This is a genomic window from Bartonella silvatica (assembly GCF_040545155.1).
Lineage (GTDB): Bacteria > Pseudomonadota > Alphaproteobacteria > Rhizobiales > Rhizobiaceae > Bartonella > Bartonella silvatica.
The window spans coordinates 1-21,086 of the sequence record NZ_JBEPLI010000016.1; the positions used below are offsets into that span (position 1 = coordinate 1).

17 protein-coding genes, 1 tRNA gene and 2 pseudogenes are annotated in these 21,086 nt (G+C 35.5%); 10 read left to right on the forward strand and 10 right to left on the reverse strand.

The genetic code is table 11. The annotated features are described in order from the left end of the window. Positions 1-88: 88 nt before the first annotated feature. The 3 genes from ABID23_RS06190 to ABID23_RS06200 all read right to left on the reverse strand — a co-directional run bounded on the left by ABID23_RS06190 (position 89) and on the right by ABID23_RS06200 (position 2,695). Complete coding sequence (locus ABID23_RS06190) at positions 89-370, reverse strand: ABC transporter permease subunit (RefSeq protein WP_354190376.1); 282 nt, start codon at positions 368-370, stop codon at positions 89-91. Next, on the reverse strand, positions 370-1,446 hold the full coding sequence (locus ABID23_RS06195; RefSeq protein ID WP_354190378.1) for a branched-chain amino acid ABC transporter permease: 1,077 nt from the start codon (positions 1,444-1,446) through the stop codon (positions 370-372). The genes ABID23_RS06190 and ABID23_RS06195 overlap by 1 nt, the downstream gene beginning before the upstream one ends. 115 nt (positions 1,447-1,561) lie before the next feature. Continuing rightward, positions 1,562-2,695 carry an ABC transporter substrate-binding protein gene (locus ABID23_RS06200; RefSeq protein ID WP_354190380.1) on the reverse strand — a complete coding sequence of 378 codons (1,134 nt, stop codon included), beginning with the start codon at positions 2,693-2,695 and terminating at the stop codon, positions 1,562-1,564. 310 nt (positions 2,696-3,005) lie between these two features. Between ABID23_RS06200 and ABID23_RS06205 the strand changes: the two genes are divergently transcribed. From ABID23_RS06205 to ABID23_RS06225, 5 genes and pseudogenes are all read left to right on the forward strand, one after another. Continuing rightward, entirely contained in the window at positions 3,006-3,581 is a 576-nt protein-coding gene (locus ABID23_RS06205) for a cold-shock protein (RefSeq protein WP_354190382.1), read from the forward strand. Between the two features lie 251 nt (positions 3,582-3,832). After that, positions 3,833-4,375 carry a DUF192 domain-containing protein gene (locus ABID23_RS06210; RefSeq protein WP_354190384.1) on the forward strand — a complete coding sequence of 181 codons (543 nt, stop codon included), beginning with the start codon at positions 3,833-3,835 and terminating at the stop codon, positions 4,373-4,375. Then, the gene (locus tag ABID23_RS06215) at positions 4,372-5,145 is read left to right on the forward strand and encodes an alpha/beta fold hydrolase (RefSeq protein ID WP_354190386.1); all 774 of its coding nucleotides are present in this window, start codon (positions 4,372-4,374) and stop codon (positions 5,143-5,145) included. The genes ABID23_RS06210 and ABID23_RS06215 overlap by 4 nt, the downstream gene beginning before the upstream one ends. Positions 5,146-5,739: 594 nt before the next feature. Then, entirely contained in the window at positions 5,740-5,952 is a 213-nt protein-coding gene (locus tag ABID23_RS06220; RefSeq protein WP_354190388.1) for a DUF3126 family protein, read from the forward strand. Positions 5,953-6,222: 270 nt separating this feature from the next. Beyond that, positions 6,223-6,393, forward strand: a pseudogene (locus ABID23_RS06225) (Arm DNA-binding domain-containing protein); the annotation flags it as partial. On the opposite strand, the gene radC reads toward ABID23_RS06225, so the two are convergent. From radC to sfsA, 3 genes are read right to left on the reverse strand one after another with little or no spacing between them, the layout of a single operon-like run. Beyond that, entirely contained in the window at positions 6,394-7,188 is a 795-nt protein-coding gene (gene radC, locus ABID23_RS06230) for a RadC family protein (RefSeq protein WP_354190390.1), read from the reverse strand. Positions 7,189-7,205: 17 nt separating this feature from the next. Continuing rightward, positions 7,206-8,036: a type I methionyl aminopeptidase gene (map, locus tag ABID23_RS06235; protein ID WP_354190392.1), complete on the reverse strand. Its 831-nt coding sequence runs from the start codon at positions 8,034-8,036 to the stop codon at positions 7,206-7,208. Next, a complete protein-coding gene (sfsA, locus tag ABID23_RS06240; RefSeq protein WP_354190394.1) occupies positions 8,029-8,745 on the reverse strand; it encodes a DNA/RNA nuclease SfsA in 717 nt (238 codons plus the stop codon). The genes map and sfsA overlap by 8 nt, the downstream gene beginning before the upstream one ends. 239 nt (positions 8,746-8,984) lie before the next feature. Here sfsA and ABID23_RS06245 point away from each other — a divergent pair, with 239 nt between their 5' ends. From ABID23_RS06245 to ttcA, 4 genes are all read left to right on the forward strand, one after another. Beyond that, positions 8,985-9,821, forward strand: coding sequence for an RNA methyltransferase (locus ABID23_RS06245; protein WP_354190396.1), 837 nt, complete (start codon positions 8,985-8,987; stop codon positions 9,819-9,821). Next, on the forward strand, positions 9,814-10,626 hold the full coding sequence (murI, locus tag ABID23_RS06250; RefSeq protein WP_354190398.1) for a glutamate racemase: 813 nt from the start codon (positions 9,814-9,816) through the stop codon (positions 10,624-10,626). The genes ABID23_RS06245 and murI overlap by 8 nt, the downstream gene beginning before the upstream one ends. Positions 10,627-10,813: 187 nt before the next feature. Beyond that, entirely contained in the window at positions 10,814-11,431 is a 618-nt protein-coding gene (rpsD, locus tag ABID23_RS06255) for a 30S ribosomal protein S4 (protein ID WP_354190400.1), read from the forward strand. Positions 11,432-11,702: 271 nt separating this feature from the next. After that, positions 11,703-12,581, forward strand: coding sequence for a tRNA 2-thiocytidine(32) synthetase TtcA (gene ttcA, locus ABID23_RS06260; RefSeq protein WP_354190402.1), 879 nt, complete (start codon positions 11,703-11,705; stop codon positions 12,579-12,581). A gap of 35 nt (positions 12,582-12,616) precedes the next feature. Here ttcA and ABID23_RS06265 read toward each other — a convergent pair. Both ABID23_RS06265 and lexA read right to left on the reverse strand, forming a co-directional pair. Next, positions 12,617-13,946 (reverse strand): annotated as a pseudogene (locus ABID23_RS06265) (ribosomal protein S12 methylthiotransferase). Between the two features lie 182 nt (positions 13,947-14,128). Beyond that, positions 14,129-14,836, reverse strand: a complete 708-nt coding sequence (gene lexA / locus ABID23_RS06270; protein ID WP_354190404.1) for a transcriptional repressor LexA — start codon at positions 14,834-14,836, stop codon at positions 14,129-14,131. A gap of 504 nt (positions 14,837-15,340) precedes the next feature. Here lexA and ABID23_RS06275 point away from each other — a divergent pair. Continuing rightward, positions 15,341-15,416 (forward strand) — tRNA-Lys (locus ABID23_RS06275). Positions 15,417-17,999: 2,583 nt separating this feature from the next. Here the strand turns inward: ABID23_RS06275 and gltA are convergent. Both gltA and gltX read right to left on the reverse strand, forming a co-directional pair. After that, entirely contained in the window at positions 18,000-19,295 is a 1,296-nt protein-coding gene (gltA, locus tag ABID23_RS06280) for a citrate synthase (protein ID WP_354190406.1), read from the reverse strand. 271 nt (positions 19,296-19,566) lie between these two features. Further along, entirely contained in the window at positions 19,567-20,991 is a 1,425-nt protein-coding gene (gene gltX, locus ABID23_RS06285) for a glutamate--tRNA ligase (protein WP_354190408.1), read from the reverse strand. Positions 20,992-21,086: the final 95 nt, after the last annotated feature.

Below are 21,086 nucleotides of genomic sequence, written 5' to 3' on the forward strand. Positions count from 1 at the left end.
TATCCACACATTCATCCCACTTGTTATGTGCAAATGAGTGGTTTTGATTGATTCAAGATAAGCAGGTTTGAAATGAGAGAATCCTACGTTATTCGGGATTCTCATTCAATATGAATAACGCTAAATTATCATTATAAATCAATGCGTTGCACACATATGCACCAATGGCCATGAAACCGGCATGACCAAGAGAAAACATACCGGTAAAACCGTATATTAAATTTAGTGAAATTGCTAATATTGCATTAATCGCAATGAGATTAATGATGCGAAGTGTGTAGTCATTAAAATGATTATCAGCGTAAAATAAAAAACCGATAAGAATAAAAATACTGATACACGATAGAAAAATCGTAGCTGATTTTGCCATTAGATTTTCTCCTGGCTTTTTTTGCCCATTAATCCAGTGGGCATTACCAATAGAATCAAAATCAATAAAATAAAAGCGAAAGCATCTCGATATCCAGAGAGGGCTGGAAAGAATGCGACAATCATAACTTCAATAAAACCCAGTAACAATCCCCCTAACATTGCTCCTGGAATTGAGCCAATACCTCCAATAACAGCAGCAATAAATGCTTTGAGTCCAGGAAGAACACCCATATAAGGTTGAATTTGAGGATATCGTAGTGACCACATAATCCCTGCAATTGCAGCAAGCGCTGAGCCTATCCCAAATGTAAATGCAATAACTTTATTAACAGACACCCCCATCAAACGTGTTGTTTCAATGTCGTGGGAAATTGCACGCATAGCAAGACCAGGTTTTGTTTTATGGATAATCCATAGAAGTACAATAATGAGAATAAAGGCAACAATGGGAACAATTAAAGACATAGGTGCAATTCTAATGATTCCTTCTGATCCGGGTTTTAAATGCCATAGAAATGGAATGACAAGAAAATCTGGTTGTTTGACACCTTTTGGAATACCGCTAAAGAGCACAGTTGCAAGATTTTCAATAAAAAAGGAAACGCCTATTGCACCAATAAGTGCTGAGATTCGTGGAGCATGGCGTAGAGGTTTGTAGGCCAATTGGTCAACGGTAATTCCCACTGCACTTGTGATAAAAATCGAAAAACAAAGGGCAAGAATCCAAATTGGTGTAAAGTCCTGTGGAGAAACTTTTAAATAATAAATGATCCCCAAAATAAGAATTAAAAAAACAGCAGTCCAAAAAGCTGAAGGGCGTTTCTTAAACCCTATAAACACAGAATAGTAAATGAAAATAGCGAGTAACAAAAGAAGAAGTGCCGCCCAAGCAGGCATAAAGTTAATTGTGGAAAAGAAAACAAAATATGCTCCCAGCATAAAGATATCACCGTGAGCAAAATTAATAAGCCTCAAAATACCGTAAACCATGGTGTAACCAATAGCGATAAGTCCATAAAGAGACCCTAATGCCAGTGCATTAAAAAAGTACTGGATGAACATTTCAGTGCTCATCTCTCATCCTTCCACATTTGTTAATTTATACAGGATTAAATAAAAAAATCTCTAAATTTGAGTTGAGAAAAAATCCTCAACTCATTCTTGTATATGGACGAGTAAAACTTCTTTTTTAAAAAGCAGGTTTAACTTCATCTAAATAGACGCGTTTCCCATTTTTTATCTCAATGATACCAATGGGAATTTTAGGGTTATGATTTTCATCCATGGTCATATCACCAAAAGGGGTTGGAAAGTTCTTTAATTGGCTAAGCGCATGAGTAATTTTTTCACGATCAGCGCTTCCAGCATTTTCAATCGCTTTCATGAACATCATATAGCTCGTATATCCTAAAACCGAGTTTATATTTGGCTCTTGATTAGGATAAGCTGTTCTCCATTCATTTGTGAATTCTTGTGCAGCTTTAGACATATTCGGCATATCCTCACTGTAGGGAAGTGTTGTGTGTAAGAATCCTTCTGCAGCTTTTCCCGCAATTGTAATCGTTTCTGGATTGTCCATAGCATCACCACCCATAATTTTAAACTTTGCACCGAGTTCACGCGCTTGCTTCATGATGATAGCACCTTCAGAAAAGTAGGATGGAATAAATAAAACATCAGGTTTTTGTGCTATAATCTGCGTAAGAACAGCTGAAAAGTCCTGATCTCCAGAGGTATAATTTAAATTTGAGATAACCTCACCACCTAACTTTTTAAAAGTGCGCGTAAAATAGCTTGAAAGACCAATCGCATAATCACTTGATATATCTTTAAGAATAGCTACTTTTTGAGCATGTAAATTTTTTCTTATATAAGTCGCAATTCCTATTCCTTGGTAAGAATCAATAAAGCAAGCGCGAAAATAATATTTCTTTCCTTGTGTAACAAGCATATTTGTTGAGGAAGTTGCAATACTTGGCGTTTTTGCTTTCTCAGATATTTCGCCGCCTGCCAATGAGAGTGAAGAACCGTAACTTCCGATGATTCCATTCACTTTTTCACTTGCGGTTAAACGCATAACAGCATTGGCAGCTTCTACTTTATCAGATTTATTATCAATAATAATAAGTTCCACTTTACGTCCCAAGACTTCTGGAACTTTTTTATGCGCCAATTCTATGCCTTTAATTTCGAGCTGACCTCCAAATGCATTTTGACCACTTAACGGAAGATAAACACCAATTTTGATGGGATCATTTGCATAGGCACTTCCTACAAGTGTCATAACGGCTGCGACTGTGGTAAGGATTTTCTTCAATTGCATCACGCACTTTCCCTAATTTGATTGTAGTTTTTAACCTTATCTTGAACTTTCTCATCACGCAAGTTACACATTAATGAAAACAGTATTGTGTGAAATTTTATATCATCATTTTTTCGAGGAACCTTTTGTAAGGCATATGATGTGTATGATCAAACATTTTTTGATATATAAGGTTTGATATTAACAAAGGAACGACGACAATGTGGGGAAATCTTATCTTGGGGCTTGCGTGTTGATGCAAGAGCAATGTTAACTTAGCGTTAAAGAATCAATATTGTATAACTTAAGAGCTACAGGATCACGTTTTATTATGACAAGTAAGGATGCATTAAAAGATTGTTCTCTATCTGAAGATGGTGTAGGTGCTTGTGGTGAGATTATTGAAATTAGTGGTGTCATTAAGTGGTTTGATGGTAGTAAGGGGTATGGATTTATTGTACCTGATTTACCTAATTTTCCCGATATATTATTGCATGTTACGGTGATGCGTAGGGATGGTTTTCAGACAGTTTTGGAGGGAGCTAGGGTTATTTGTGCTGTGGAAAAGACTGAACGGGGATTAAAATGTGTCCAAGTAAAGTCTATAGATTGCTCTTCAGCGGTTCATCCGTCAGAAATTCCAGCGCGTACGCATGTTGTTGTTACCCCAGAAAGTGGTTTGGAACGCGCAATTGTGAAGTGGTTTAATCGCGATAAAGGATTCGGTTTTCTTAGTCGCGGACAGGGAACAGAGGATATTTTTGTTCATATGGAAACGTTGCGCCGTTTTGGTTTAGCGGAGCTTCGTTCTGGTCAAGTTGTTCTTGTTCGTTTTGGTAAAGGGGAAAAAGGATTGATGACGGCAGAAATTTATCCAGACATAGGGATTCCTTTTTCTACACATTAAATTGACTCTTGAGGTCATACGATCTTTTCTCCTCTTAAGTAAAGAGATGCTTGCTGTAAAAACATAAACAGAGCAAGTTACAAGGGGTAGAGAACGTCTTAGAAAAATATGTGATCTGTATAGCTGTAGGGCGAGTGGAGCAGTTGTTGGTCTTATATAAAGAATAATAAGAGGCAGTAATTCTCTTATTTTATTTTTGATTCTTAAACTTCAAAGTTAAAGCGCAAGAATCTGTTGTGATGGAGATAAAAATGCTACGGCCTTTTAAAAAATGGTGCATCGTTATATCGTCTCTATTTTTTGTCTTATTATCTTTGTATTTTGTTTTATTAGAAGTGTTTGCGGCTGTAGCAAAGAGTCCCATGGAGCTTCCTGTTCATCCAATTCCTTTAAAAGTACAAACGGAACAAGGTATTGTCTCCTACGATGTTGAGATTGCTTTTACACAATCTCAGGCGGAATTTGGTTTAATGTATCGCACAAATTTTCCACATGATCGTGCAATGCTCTTTAGACAGCAGGGCAGTCAGTGGTCGGAGGATAATAAAAAACTTTTTATGTGGATGGCAAATGTACCTTTATCCTTAGATATGATTTTTTTGAATCATCAAGGAGTTATTGTATCAATTGTTGAAAAAACGTCTCCATTTTCAACAGATACTATTTCATCAACTGTACCAGCAACTTTTGCGCTTGAAGTAAATGCTGGTGAAGTTTCCAAAAAACAAATACAGAAGGGACAGCGTATTTTTCATCCGGTTATTTGTGGAACATGTGAGGAGGATGTAAAATGACAGCGGAAGACATTCGTTTTTTTGAACATGATGGTTTACGATTTGCTTATCGAGAAGAAGGGCAGGGGGTGCCCATTTTATTAATTCATGGTTTTGGGTCTTCTGCACGTGTAAATTGGTATGCCACAGGCTGGTTTCGGACTCTTACAAAAGCAGGATATCGCGTTATTGCTCTGGATAATCGTGGACATGGAGATTCAATTAAAAGTTATGACTCTTCTTTTTATACACCTCAAGCAATGGCTGGAGATGCGGTGAAGTTGTTACAGCATTTGGAGTTATCTAAAGTGCATGTCATGGGTTATTCCATGGGAGCTCGAATTAGCGCATTTATGGCTCTTTTGTATCCAACATATGTGCATAGTGTTATTTTTGGTGGTTTAGGTATTGGTATGGTAACAGGAGCAGGGGATTGGAAACCAGTTGCTGAAGCTCTTTTGGCAGATAATATTTCTACTATTACCAATCCTCGTGGTTTAATGTTTCGTAAGTTTGCTGATCACACTAAAAGCGATAGGCGTGCTTTGGCTGCTTGTGTTATAACATCAAAACAGGAGTTAACAGCATCTGAAATTTATAAAATTAAACAGCCTGCACTTGTTGCTGTTGGTTCATTAGATGAAATTGGCGGAGAGGCAGAACCATTAGCAGCTTTGCTACCTTGTGGTGAAGCATTATCAATTCCTGAGCGAGACCATATGCTTGCTGTAGGAGATAAGGTTTATAAAAAAGGCGTTATCGATTTTCTTTCTCGTTATCCTATTAAATGATAAGCAAAGTTTTAATATTCACACAACGCGGCATTTTATTCTTGAGTAAGATGAAATATCGATGGGGAGTTTGGCCGTTATGATATAAGTTTTTATAAAAGAAATAAAAGGGTAACCAATGGTTTTGGTTAGTTCTTGTATCTTTATATAGAAGTCGAGTTCTCTTTTGCAGATTAAAAGAGTATGTTTAGCCTCTAAAAAAAGCATGTTTTTTAGTTATAGAATAGGATTTTTTTTGAGGAAACATAACAGATATCAGGGGGAAGAGCTTTTATTTTTTATAGGAAATAAAAAACTATAAGTGGTTGATTAATATTTGTTAGAATATACTTGTAAAAGTAGGAGGGCAAATTGAGAATAAGATAAAAGCTGTTTAAAAGTTATCATTTTCTAAATATTTTTTTACTTTTGAATCCATACCTATATATTACTCATATGGTAGGCTTTTTTAGTAAAGATTCTTCAGAAGTGTATTAAAGTAGTGCATAAGTATTATAAGTGGGAACTATATTGTTGTTATTTTTGCAGAATTAAGAAGTGCCTTTATTTGTTATTCATAAATTAAGTTAAAAGATTAAAAATGAGGAGAGCATAGTGAATGCTGATGAAATAAAAAAACTTGATCGTTATTTTAAGAATATATTCCAAAATTCAGCATTGCAAGTGAAAGCACGACCTAAAAAAAGTGATTCTTGTGAGGTTTATATTGGAGATGAGTTTTTAGGTATCATCTATCGAGATGAAGATGAGGGTGAACTATCCTATAATTTCTCGATGGCTATATTGGATATTGATTTAGAAAAATGATTGGTTGTGAGTCATTGAATATTTTTTCTATTTTTACAAGGTATTGATTTATAATGGTAACTTACTGTTTAGTATGTTGAATGAGAGCCCTGAATATCGTAAGTTTCTCTTATTCCGAACGTGTTTATTATTGAAACAATAAAATCCATTCGTTTGCACGTCACAAGCGGGATGAGCGTGTGAATCAAATTTATATAAGAAAGAGAAATAGCTCTTATGAACTTATCATAGCCAGGGGTGTTACAACACCTATGAGCTGGCAAATAGTGTGATGGTGCGGGCTTACTTCTCTATAAGCGCAAAGATGAAGGTTTTGGGTGGATTTTACAGTATACCCTTCATGGGTGCCGTCGCGAAATGGGTTTAGGTGCTTTGAGAGATGTTTCTTTAAAACAAGTCCGTGAAACTGCTACAGGGTTGCGTGCTGTTTTTCGGAAAGGGTTACATAAGTTTCTCTTTTTTTAGGCTTGTGTAACCGTTCCGTCCGATAATAAGGTGATCATGAATAATGATCCCTAATGCATTTGCAGCATCTTTTAATCTATATGTCATTGTTATATCTGCTTGAGAAGGTGTTGTATCACCAGAGGGGTGATTGTGAATGAGAATCAGCCCTGACGCAGATAACTCTAAAGCTCGCGAGATGACTTCACGAGGATAGACGGGGGTGTGGTCAATCGTTCCAGTTTGCTGCACTTCATCAGCAAGTAAACCATTTTTTTTATCAAGAAATAAGACACGAAATTGTTCACGTGTTTCATGCGCCATAACGGCTTTACAATAGGCTAATACTTTATCCCACGACGAAAAAATATCGCGTTTAAATAATTCAGCACGTGCAAGACGTCCGGCAATATCTGAAATAATTTTTAAATCGATTGCAGACGCTGGACCGCATCCTTGAACTTCTTGCAGTCGATGAATATCAGCGTTTAATACATCAGCTAATGATCCAAATCGTGTAATCAAGTTCTTAGCTATGAGCTTTGTATTTGCTCGGGGGATAGTGCGAAAAAGCAATAACTCAAGGTATTCATAATCTTCAATTGCGCTTCCTTTTGATTTTAAATAGCGTTGACGAAGACGCTCACGGTGCCCTTGGTAATGCTTATGTGTCTGTGAATTTTTTTGCAGCTTTTCACTTTTTATGTCTGGGATCGGATTAAAAGAGGAATTTGATACTAATGCAAAATGGTTGCTTTGATTGTCTCCCTTTTTATTTATCTTTTTAGCCATGATTGTTCTACATTTATTTAGGCATATGAATTTGGAATATAAAAAATATTTTTAGGAGACTGCGTAAAAATTTCGTAGCCTTCATTTGTTACACCAATTGTATGTTCATACTGTGCAGTAAGAGAACGATCACGGGTAACTGCTGTCCAGCCGTCAGATAAAATCTTAACTTGCGGTTTTCCAAGATTGATCATCGGTTCAATTGTAAACATCATGCCTTGTTTTAGCTCTATTCCTTCTCCAGGATTTCCATAATGTAGAATGTTGGGTGCATCATGAAAAAACTGACCGATTCCATGTCCACAAAAATCTCTTACAATTGAACAACGCTCAGATTCTGCATAACGCTGAATGGCAGCACCGATATCTCCTGTGGTCGCACCAGGTTTGACGACAGCAATGCCCTTCATAAGACTTTCATACGTTATTTTTAGCAGACGTTCTGCAGCACGTTTGATTTTTCCAACAGGGTACATGCGGCTTGAATCGCCATGCCAACCATCAAGAATAAAGGTCACATCGACATTTACAATATCACCTTCTTGTAGGGGTCTTTTATTCGGAATACCATGGCAAACAACATGATTAATGGATGTACAGCATGAATGGCTGTAACCATGATAATTTAAATCAGCAGGAAGCGCTCCTCTCTGAGCACCAAAAGTAAATACAAAATCATCAATTTCTTGTGTGGTAAGACCAGGCTTGATAATGTCTGCAAGTGCATCGAGACATTCTGCAGCGATACGACCAACTTGACGCATTTTAGCAAAAGCATGTTCATCAAAAATACGGATTTTTCCGTTTAACTTTAAGGGTATTTTATTATACTCAATATATTCAGTCATGGCTTTTTCTATTTTCTATTTTTACGCGTTGAATCGGAAAAATACCTTCTTCACTTACGTGACATTTTACAGCATAAAATTCTACCCCTTCTTTTAATGCCAAGTCAAACATGCGTCCATAGATTGGATCAAGGTCATGGCAGACTGAAAAAGTTGAGCAGTCTTCTCGTTGAATTATGTAAAGCATAACGGCTCGTTTTCCTTTTTGCACGACTTTTATGAGTTCTTCAAGATGACGTGCACCACGTTTTGTTTCTGTATCAGGAAATTCTGCCACTCCCTTTTGACGAATGAAATGGACATTTTTAACTTCTAGGTAACAGTCAGGGAGGATGCTATCACGTAAAAGAAAGTCGATACGCGATTGTTTACCATAGTTTTGTTCTCTCAAAATTGTTTTGTAGGCATTTAATTCTGGTAAAAGTCCATTTTGAATAGCTTCTAATGCAAGCTTGTTAGGCAAATTTGTATTGACGCCAACTAAGGTATTATCAGATTCGACGATTTCTAGTCGATATGCATATTTTCGTTTAGAATCATTGTTATATGAAAGCCAAATATTGGCATTTGAAGTTATTAACCCAAGCATTGACCCTGTATTAGGAACTGATACAGTAGAGATGCGTTGATCATCCCATTTTACATCAGCAAGAAAACGTTTATAACGACGAATAAGTTTTGCAGGAAAAAGTTTAGGAACAAAGAGCATATTTTTATAATTTAACGCAGATTATAACTTATAAATATAGAGTAATTCTTTCTAAAATATAAGAAATAAAGTTTTAAAATTTTTTGTTAATTATTTTTATGAGCATTTTTGAATTAACGAGGTATTATTGATTAGAAGCTGTTATCAAAAAGATTATTTCTTGGAAGATACTATAAAATGAAGTTGCATTCAAAAAAAATCAGTTATAGGAGCGTAACGTATAGAATTAGGTAGAATTGATGGCTGGAACCAATAAGAAGCGTAAAAATTTAACAGATGGTCCAATTATTATTTTAGTCGAACCACAGTTGCCTGAAAATATCGGTATGGTAGCAAGGGCAATGGCAAATTTTGGACTCTCTAAGCTTCGGTTAGTTAAGCCACGAGAAGTTTTTCCAAATGAAAAAGCTATAGCTGCAGCCAGTAAAGCCGATCACGTCATTAATGATGCCGTCGTTTTTGATACATTGCATCATGCGATTGCAGATTTACATTATGTCTTTGCAACAACAGCACGTGAAAGATGTGGTTTTAAAAGTGTAAAAAGTGCTGTTGAAGCAGCGAGAGTATTGCGTCAGCGTGAGAGCCTTGGTCATAAAACGGGTATTTTATTTGGAAGAGAACGGTGGGGATTAGAAAATAATGAAATCAGTCTTGTTGATGAAATTATCACTTTTCCCGTTAATCCTGCCTTTGCATCACTCAATATTGCGCAAGCGGTTTTGCTTATGTCCTATGAATGGATGAAATCAGGTCTAGAAAATGTGAGTGATACGGCTTTTCGCGCGGTAGAAATGGAGCCTGCAAATAAAGAAACATTTCACGGTTTCTTATCTCAATTAGAAAGGGCTTTAGATATTCGGGGATATTTTAGACCTTTAGAGCGCAAAGAGGTCATGCTTGAAAATCTTCGTTCTGTTTTTACGCGTGCTAATTTTAGTAATCCTGAGGTTCGTTTGTTGCGGGGGATTATATCTTCATTAGATCATTTTTCTCCTAAATTTCCGCGAGGAAGTGGTGCACCTGTAGAACGTGAGCGTAAAAAAATAAAAACAAGTGTGAAAACTGATGGATGAAAGACCTATCCTTTTTTTTGATAGTGGTATTGGTGGTTTAACAGTATTGAGAGAGGTGCGCGTCCTTATTCCTGAAGTCCAATTTATTTATGTTGCTGATGATGCTGGCTTTCCTTATGGTAATTGGGAAGAAAATACTTTAAAAGACAGAATCTTAAAGCTTTTTACAGATCTTTTAGCGCGTTATAACCCTGCCTTATGTGTGATCGCTTGTAATACTGCTTCTACACTGGTGATCGCTGACTTAAGACAAAAATTCCCCCATATTCTTTTTGTGGGAACGGTTCCTGCAATTAAATTAGCGGCTGCACGAACAAAATCTGGTTTTATTTCAGTTTTAGCGACTCCTGGAACAGTTAAGCGTGCTTATACACATGAATTAATTCATTCCTTTGCGGCGCAATGTCATGTTCAACTTGTAGGAAGTAAAAAACTTGCTGGGTTTGCTGAAGATTATTTACGTGGGGATCCGGTTGATCTAGCAGAGTTGCGTCATGAAATTGCTCCGTGCTTTGTTGAAAAAAATGGCAAATATACTGATATCATTGTTTTGGCTTGTACACATTATCCTTTTTTGATCGACTTTTTTCGTGAAAACGCTTTGTGGCCGGTTGAATGGATTGATCCAGCAAAGGCGATAGCCAAACATACGAGATTCTTATTACCAGAAAGAATGAATCACAAGAACATAGAGAGGCGTGAAGATTTTGCATTATTTACATTGCAAAATGTAATGTCTTCAACAAAGTATTTGCTAAAAGAATTTGGCTTCAATATTGTGAAAAGAGTTGACTTTAGGGGATAAGATCAATAAAGCTATTTTAGCTGTTTTCTTTTGAGGAAATGGTATCCATTGACGTGTCCCGTGGATAACTTTACATATTTTAATATGTTAGGGTTTCCTGTCAGTCTTTTAATATAAAGGCAGAGGAGGGCGCGTTTCCTTGAGATCTTACTGAGGGATCTTGTGTTTTATTTAAAAAGGAAATGCGATGAGTAAGCGCGAAACAACAAAATATAAAATTGATCGTCGTATGGGAGAAAATATTTGGGGGCGCCCAAAGTCTCCTGTGAATCGCCGTGATTATGGTCCAGGGCAGCATGGGCAACGCCGTAAAGGAAAGCTTTCTGATTATGGTGTACAGTTACGTGCCAAGCAAAAACTGAAAGGGTTTTACGGTGATATCTCAGAAAAACAATTCCGTAAAATTTATGAGGAAGCTGCTCGTCGGAGAGGTGATACTGGTGAAAATCTTATCGGTCTTTTAGAGTCGCGTTTGGATGCTGTTGTTTATCGTGCAAAATTTGTACCTACAATTTTTGCCTCTCGACAGTTTATTAATCACGGTCATGTCAAGGTGAATGGACGGCGTACAAATATTCAATCTTATCGTTGCAAGCCTGGTGATGTTATTGAAGTTCGTGAAAAGTCAAAGCAGCTTGTTTTGGTATTGGAATCTGTACAGTTGGCAGAGCGTGATGTACCAGAATATATTGAAGCCGATCACAGTCAAATGAAAGCAACGTTTACTCGTATTCCCGCTTTTGCAGATGTTCCTTACGCTGTACAAATGGAACCAAACTTAGTTGTTGAGTTTTATTCTCGTTAATTGTTCTATGTGAAATATTATTTTTTCTGTTTTCTTATATGTATGAATATTATAATTCTTTATAGCTTTTGACGCGGATAGGTGCTCTTTTTTATAGGGTACTATATCAGATTTGTTGTACTATTTTATGTTAACATAACTGGTATAGTTCCGTTTTTTATTTACTTGTCTTATTTTGTAAAGCAACAGAGTATCTGTTTACGCTGTGTTATGTCTGTCGTTGTTTCTATCTTTACAGAGCGCGCTATTTATCAAGAAGGATTGTAGTATTATGGATAATCTTTCAGTTAAATATCAAGAAATGGAAGAAGATGTAGAAAAAGCCAATCCTTTGACGGGAAATGTTGATGATTGTCATCCAATGTTTCGGATTGCTCCTTCAACGGTGGAGTTTAATAAACTGCGCAAACGGCTTTTACGCCATATACGGCAGGCATTTGATGATTTTTCTATGCTTGCTTCAGGAAAAAAATGGCTTATTGCCTTATCGGGGGGAAAAGATTCTTACGGTTTATTAGCACTTCTTTTAGATTTAAAATGGCGCGGTCTTTTACCGGTTGAAATTCTCGCATGTAATCTTGATCAAGGGCAGCCCGGATTCCCAAAACATATTCTTCCAGACTTTTTAAATTCTTATCATATTCCATATCGCATTGAATATCAGGATACCTATTCTGTTGTTACAGATAAATTAGCTTATACGCAGACATATTGTTCGCTTTGTTCTCGGTTGCGGCGTGGTCATTTATATCGTATCGCACGTGAAGAGGGATGTTCAGCATTAGTTCTTGGACATCATCGAGATGATGTTTTAGAAACGTTTTTCATGAATTTATTTCATGGTGGCCGATTAGCCGGTATGCCTGGAAAGCTTAAAAATGACGAGGGAGATCTTTTTGTTTTACGTCCTCTTGTGTATGTTGCCGAGGAAGATATGGAGAAGTTTTCCCAAGTGATGAAGTTTCCCATTATTCCTTGTAATCTTTGTGGTAGTCAAGATGGTTTACAACGTAATATTATGAAAGAAATGCTAAAAGATATCGAAAAAAAAATGCCAGGACGTAAAGATACAATGATTCGCGCTTTAACAAACGTTCGTCCAGGTCATTTACTCGATAAAAAAATTTTTGATTTTAAAAGCTTATTATAAAATTTAATTTTTAAGTATGTTTTTAAGTCTTATCTTTAAACTGTAATGTTATAGAGATCGCAAGTATCTGATTTTTCAATTTTTACGGTAACAAATTCACCAACACGTAGTGGAGATATTTTGGTGATATATACAACACCGTCTATTTCTGAGGAATTATGTTAACGATAATCTTTTGCAATCAAGAATCGATACATGTCGAAAAAACAGAATTCCGTGATTTTGAAAAAAACGCCCTTTTTCTCTGATTCTTATCGATCAAAACCTAGAATCTTTTTCCAACTTAAAAAAGTTGAGTAGAGCTTTGCTGTTGTTTTATCATAAAGCGATGTCATCGATTTTTTTTACTTCTTTAGAAATTTTTTCTAAGCCTAGATTATTTGTGACAGCACCTTTTACTTCTTCATATTTAAAGCATTCAGCTCGTTCAATTTTGGACTCCTCTAGCTAGTTGAGGAATATATGAAGTCTTCATTTGTTTTGCTTGGAAAGTTAACAGTAAATGTTGATCGTAAAGTGAGGTCTAAACAAATTTTTTTCCATTTTTTAATTCTACGATTTGTTTTTTCCATAGAATCTGACATTTCATGTCGTGTAAAATAGTTATGAGGTATTTTGAAAAGGGATGTCCATAAGAAAGATTTTTTTATCTTAGCCATAAACTCAACTACGGTATCAACATGAAAATAAGGGTAGATTAATATATGGATATCTCCTTAATTCACGACAAAAATAAAAAATTTTGTTTCTACTGTATGGTTTTTCCAAACGCTTTCAAGATATTTATATCAACGCCGTAAGCACTCGTATCTTATAAAATAACCATAATCTCTTTTATACCTGCCTGCACAAACTTTTCAGCTTCGCGAAAAACCTTAATTGATAGAATATAAAGTAAGGTTGCTGCGCAGAATAGGGGTAATACAAAAACTGCATTGATTGAACATTCTTCAAAAATTGTTAAGTAAGCATATAGCGATGAGGTGTAAAAAATACCTTATAAGGGGAATAAATCGGTAAAAGGGTTATGCAATGGAGGAATGACGGTATGAATATCTTGTATGAGGCTTTCATAGGTTTGTAATGGTTAGTAAATTTGGCTGTATTTGAGGAATAACATCGAGAACAGCACAAAGATATCCAGTTATAATAACTTTTTCATTTTCTTTGAGGGCTTTATCAATATTGGTGCGTGACTCTTTTCGTGCAAAATCAAGAAAGCCTATTCGTATTCACAATAACAGGAGTAGCACTTTGGTGTTTGTATAAGATTTCATCATCTTCGGATCTCAATTTTGTAATAATCAGCTCAGAAACTGCCAGTGTTTTTTGATAGACAAGAGAGATAAAACAAATAGGAGGGATTCTCCGTAATAAATTCTGCCATTTTATGATGATTAATTTTTTTACTTTTTTATTAAAGCTCAAAATAAACTTTATTTTTGATATATACCACACAATATTTCATGATTTTACTCATGTAAGTGACATACTATAAAAAATGCGCAATAATTTCTTGATTAAGATATGGAGGATATCAGAAAATTTTAATATTTTCGAATAAGTCCGATAAGCACCCCCTGTATCTGTATGTGTTCAGATCTATATATGCGTGTTTCATAGTGAGGGTTTGCAGCTTCTAATACAATAGCAGCTCCTTTGCGTCTATAACGTTTTAATGTTGCTTCTTCTCTATCAATAAGTGCGACCACAATTTCACCTGATATTGCTGTGTTTTGTCGTTTAATGATGATCGTGTCTTTATCAAAAATACCAGCCTCAATCATGGAATCATCTTTTACTTCCAAAGCGTAGTGCTCACCTGAGTTAATCATATCCTTTGGTAAAGAAAGTGTATTTGTTTGTTGTAATATAGCGGAGATAGGCACTCCCGTAGCAATGCGTCCCATAATAGGAATAGTAATCTGTTTTTCTTCTTCAGCAGAATCAGGCGTATCAAAATTTTTTGATAGTTTTCTTTTATCTCTTTCTATCGTAGTTGGAGAAATATTACGCGCTAAAGACAGGTTAAATGTTATTTTCTCTGGCAGTCGAATGACCTCTACTGCACGGGCACGGTTTGGCAGGCGGCGTATAAAGCCTCTTTGTTCTAAGGCTACCATGAGTTTATGAATGCCAGATTTTGAAGAAAGTTCTAATGCAGTTTTCATTTCGTCAAAAGAAGGAGGGATACCAGTTTCTTTCATATGATTATGAATAAACAAGAGTAGCTCGTATTGTTTACATGTTAGCATTCAATATTCCAGTAAAAAGAATTAAAATATAGGTATCTGTAAACATTATAAAATTTTAATATATAAATTAAAGTAGTTTGCTATATTTTTATTTTAAATGTATTTATTAAAAATAGTTTTTTATTTATATTAATAATAATTATATATAATTGAGTGATATTTTTACATTTTAAATGAGCGACCTTATCTGAAGTCAGATTCAGAAATTTATTTTAGGGAAAAGTTAGCTCTCTATAAAGGACAAGGATTTAGGTGCACAGTTAGAATCACTTTATGCATTCTTCTCGCTTATGATAGAGTTGAGATAATCACTTTTTCATATAAACTTCAGAGTCTATAGTGCATTTTTTGTTGAAATATTCTTGTTATTTACGCTCAAAAGGGAGAAAAAAGAGAAAAATATTGATAACTACACCTAATAATAATATTTTTTTTCGAAAACTATTGACCAAATGAAAAGTGAGCCGTATGTTCCACTCAACTTCCTGCAGGTGGTTTGTGTGGGAGCGCGTAGCTCAGTTGGTAGAGCAACTGACTTTTAATCAGTAGGTCCAGGGTTCGAATCCCTGCGCGCTCACCATATTTAAATAAACTCAGTAGAACAGCAAATTGTCATCAGACATCAATGTAGATGTTTTGGTCTTGTGTTTTCAGTTGACTTACTTTTTTCATATATTGTTGTGCAGAGATGCTTGTATCTTTTTAAATTCAGAGTTTAGAAAGAATTTTAGATTATATACTGTAACGCTCTCATCGATAGTATATATTGCAGATTTTTTGTTTTATCTATGTGGAGCAGGGGGAAAATTTTTCTCTAACGAGGTTGTTTTTGCTTTTTTGCAAATAAAATATTTCATTCTTTTGAGCTATTTGTACTACCTCACCATGAGGCAAGGATAAAGATAACATTATCTCAAAAATTTTTATGAACTTTATGCAGTCAGAGATGATAAGGAAAGTCAACTCTTTTTTAGTTGTGGGTAATGTTTTCTGTAAGGATGTCAGTGGCTTTACATATGAAGAATGAGATTTTTATTCAAAACAATTATTAACAACCTCTTAATTAAAAAATATTTAAAAATCATTATAGAGTGTTTATTAAGTTATGGGAGGGGGATAAGTATTATATGGAAACAACCTAAAAAAATCTCATACTTCACGAAAAAAGCACGAAATAATATAGGAGAATGCATGAAGGGAGTATTATTTCATTTTACATATATTCATCGTCTAAAAATCTTGATAACTATAATTTTTTTGTCTTACTGTTTTTTTATTTTATCGTTAAAATTGAAATAATGCGTGTCATTTAACTTATCAAAAATTTGTATGAAAAACTGTGAAAAGCCTCTTTTCTTTTTATTCACCGGTTATGTTACACAATTCCTCTCCACGTCTTTTTACGTCGATTGATGATTATAAAGTATATAAACTCGTATTTGATCTAATAATGATTGAACATCATTATTTGTCCTTAACGCTATAGAATCTCAAATCTCATATAAGGAGATAAGAAACAGCGATAGCACTTAGAAGCCTATAAATGTTGATAATCAGTAATATACCTAGAAAAGTGAAATTTTATAATTTCAGTTTACAGTCGTAACCTCTCATATAAAATAGACTTTCAAGTAAAAAATAATAAAGTTTTTTCTATAATTTTAAATATGCTATTATACTCAAAAGTTGCTCCATATTTTTTATCCACCTTGATTAGTCAAAATGTGTATATAATCTATAGATAATTTTGATGTGTATTTGCCAACTTTATTTAAAGATATTAGAAAAATAATAGTTTGGATCAGATGTACAAAGCGATAATATCATTGTTGATTAAACAACTGTAGCGATCTCGTATTTTCTGCTGTTAGGGTGATAAAAAGAGCTTCTAAAATAAACAGTAACTCTTTTGCATAAGCTTGTTGTGTTAAACACACTAAAGATACTTTTGCTTTTAATAATACATTTTAATGTGAAGTATATGTTAATGTAACACATTGACTTTTAAAGATAATATATCGTTATTTCTATTGAGGTAGAGACCCGAATATCCTAAATTTTTTCATTTGAAATCTGTGTATGTTGAAACAATCAAAATGACTTGCTTGCACATCACGATTGGGATGGGTATGTGAATAAAAACTGTATAAGAAAGGATTAAAATGGTTCTTATGAACCATCTGGATGCGAGGGCTGTCATAACACTTACGGGTTAGCAAATATAATGATAGCGCCGGCGCGCTTCTTTCTTTGTAAGTATAAAAATGACAGTGCTCAATGGATTAATCATTGTACTCTTCACGGGTGTCGTTGCGAAATGGATTTGGGTATTCCTTGAGAGATGTCTCTTTAAAACAAGCTCGTGTAATGTAACCTAATAGCATTTTATTTTTGCGTGAGGGACGTGATCCCATTAAAAACGTGAAAAACAAAAGTGTGCGGCAATGCATCATTTCTATTCTTTAAAAGACGTTGTTTTTAGGTGCTTTTGAAAGTCATCAAGCTGAATTAAAAAGAGATAGTAAGGTTCGTGATTGGTTTTCACCCTTAATAAGCTCTTTCTGATTAGAAATTAAAAACAGGAGCAAAATAATACATTGATTAGTTATTGATGAATTATGAAGCACTGTTTTTTTTAGTATTAAACTGAGTTATGAAAAGTGAGCATCTTATTCGCTTTTTGTAATATTTTTTTACAACCATCCGATTTCTTTATAGTGTTGCGATAGATATTCGCGGTTTAAAAAATCAATAACTATCTTTAGCTATATATTAAAACTTTATGCGTATAAGGTATCTTGTTTCAAACAGATAAGCCAAGAATGTTTGAGAATAAGATGATGATTATAAAACAACATTCTCTCGGGCAGTTTTATTATTTTTCTGTGAATCTGTTGAAGTAGAGAGAAAACCTTTTAATATATTTGAATCCCAGTACGTTTAAATTATAGGAAAATAATGTTAAATCTATAATAGAAGAATTACACTGAACGTGTTTATAAGCCAAAATTTTTTATTTCTTCTAAACTTTAATAACAATATGATACCTCTTAGAGAAAGAATTTTAAAATAAATTCTTAAAAACTCCTGAATGATTGCAGTTGAATTGTTGGCAATAAAGCTCCAATAAATTGAAGCTTTGTTGCATAATTTTTTTATTGCTTTAAGCTATACGTTTATCAATAGAAATATAATCACGCATGGCATGACCCGTATAGAGTTGACGAGGACGACCAATTTTTTGTGCGGGGTCTTCAATCATTTCTTTCCATTGTGCAACCCAACCGACACTACGCGCTAATGCGAAAAGAACGGTAAACATTTCAGTTGGAAAACCTAAAGCTTTTAGTGTTATGCCAGAGTAGAAATCGACATTTGGATAAAGCTTTTTCTCAATAAAATACTCATCATTTAAAGCAATTTTTTCAAGTTCCATAGCGATATCAAGAAGAGGATCATCTTGAATATTGAGTTCTTTTAGAACGTCATGGCAAGTTTTTTGCATGATTTTTGCACGTGGATCATGATTTTTATAGACACGGTGCCCAAATCCCATAAGACGGAAAGGATCATTTTTGTCTTTTGCGCGTGCGATGAACTCAGGAATCCTTTCAACGGATCCTATTTCTTGGAGCATCTTTAAACATGCTTCATTGGCACCCCCATGCGCAGGGCCCCAAAGACATGCGACGCCTGCAGCAATACATGCAAATGGATTGGCACCTGACGATCCTGCAAGACGTACAGTAGATGTAGAAGCATTTTGTTCATGATCGGCATGAAGAATGAAGATTCGATCCATTGCTTGAGCGAGGACAGGATTTGTTTTGTACTCTTCACAAGGGGTAGAAAAGCACATACGAAGAAAATTTTCAGCGTAACTAAGATCATTCTTAGGATAAACAAATGCTTGCCCTATGCTGTATTTATAAGCCATAGCAGCGAGAGTTGGAACCTTCGAGATAAGGCGAACAGAAGCAATCATTCTCTGTTTAGGGTCTGTAATATCAATAGAGTCGTGATAGAATGCAGACATAGCGCCAAGGCAGGCAATCATGACAGCCATAGGATGCGAGTCGCGACGAAACCCATGAAAAAAACGTGCGAATTGTTCGTGTACCATTGTGTGCTGCATAATACAGCGATCAAAATCATTTTTTTCTTGTTTTGTTGGGAGCTCACCGTAAAGCAAAAGATAGCAACTTTCGAGAAAATCTCCTTTTTCAGCTAATTGGTCGATAGGATAACCACGATACAGCAATATTCCTTTTTCCCCATCAATATAAGTGATTTTAGACTCGCAAGAAGCGGTTGAAGTAAAACCAGGATCATAAGTAAAAGTATCTGTTTCTTTATAGAGAGAAGCAATTTCAATGACGTCAGGACCATTAGTGCCTTCGCGCACAGGAAGTGCTATTTTTTTATCATTCACTATAATATGTGCTTTATGTTCAGACATTGAATATTCCTTTCACAGATTCTTTACTCCTAAAAATTAAAACACTGTCTTGTCAGATAGGGAGGGATATAATTAAATCTTCTTCTTACCTATGTTGAAGAACAGATTTACCCTAAAAGTTGGCTTATGCAATCTAAAAAGTATTTTTAATTTGCTATTTTACCAAATAAATATGTATTTCAAGGAGTTAAAATAAACATAGTTTTTAGTTTGCTTTGATGTTTTTGTATTTAAATATTTACAGGGCGTAATGTCCACTCCTGTTTTACGATTATGTCGCTGTGGTAAGCTGGTCACTAATACGGTTAAGAGTTTCGTCTTTTCCCAATAAAATAAGAACATCAAAAACCCCTGGTGATGTTGAACGCCCTGTGAGAGCGGCGCGAAGTGGTTGGGCGATAGACCCAAATTTAAGATCTTGTGTTTGCGCATAAGATCGAAGAACTTCATCTAAAGTTTCTATATCCCAAGAGTGGCACGCTTTCAAGCAAAGATAAACACCATTCAAAATAGCTCGTCCATTTTCATCTAGCAGAGCTTGTGCTTTTTCGTCAAATTTTAAGGGGCGTTGCATGAAAATGAAAGAGGCATTATCAATAAGTTCAGATAGTGTTTTTGAACGTTCTTTTAAGCTGGGCATAGCTTTTAGGAGTTGGCTATGGCGTTGTTCATCAAGTCGTTCCATTATTTTTAGTCCCTCTTCAGTCTCCGGTAAAATATTAAGGGTAGCATCAAATAGATTTTGGTCAGTGCTCATACGTATATAATGAGCGTTGATGGCATTAAGTTTTTTGAAGTCAAAACGTGCCGCACCTTTATTAATATCATCGATATCAAACCAGGAAATCATATCTTCGATTGACATGAGTTCATCATCACCATGACTCCAGCCCAGACGGACGAGATAATTTCGCAAAGCAGCAGGGAGATAACCCATTGCTCGATAAGCATCGACACCTAGAGCGCCATGCCGTTTTGATAATTTTGCACCATTCTCACCATGAATAAGTGGAATATGTGCCATCACAGGGATATTCCACCCCATTGCATTGAAGATGATCGTTTGGCGGGCTGCATTTGTAAGATGATCATCACCACGTATGATATGTGTTATTCCCATATCATGGTCATCGACGACAACGGCATGCATATAAGTGGGTGAACCATCGGAACGTAAAATAACAAAATCATCGAGGTCTTTATTAGGAAAGCGAACATTACCTTGAACGCGGTCATGCACAATTGTCTCACCATCTTGCGGTGCTTTAATGCGAATAACAGGTTTGATATTTTTAGGAGCTTCAGAAATATCGCGGTTTCGCCAACGTCCATCATAACGTGGCGGGCGACCTTTTGCACGGGCGCTATCACGCATTTCAGCCAACTCTTCAGGAGAAGCGTAACAATAATAAGCTTTGCCATTTTTTACCAATTGTTCAGCAACTTGGCGATGACGTTCTGCTCGTTCAAATTGCGAAATAGGAGCTCCATCATAGCTAAGCCCCATCCAGTGTAAACCATCTATAATGGCTTTCACGGCTTCTTCTGTTGAACGCTCTCGATCCGTGTCTTCAATTCGTAGCAGCATTTTACCACCAGTATGTTTGGCATAAAGCCAATTAAAAAGGGCTGTACGAGCACCGCCGATATGAAGGAAACCTGTTGGTGATGGAGCAAAGCGGGTAATAACGGACACGGACTTCTTCCTTTAAATTAAAAGATATTATTTATAGGATTCTGCGGAAATATTATGTTAGCATAGATGACAGGGGGTGCAATAGCCGCATTGCA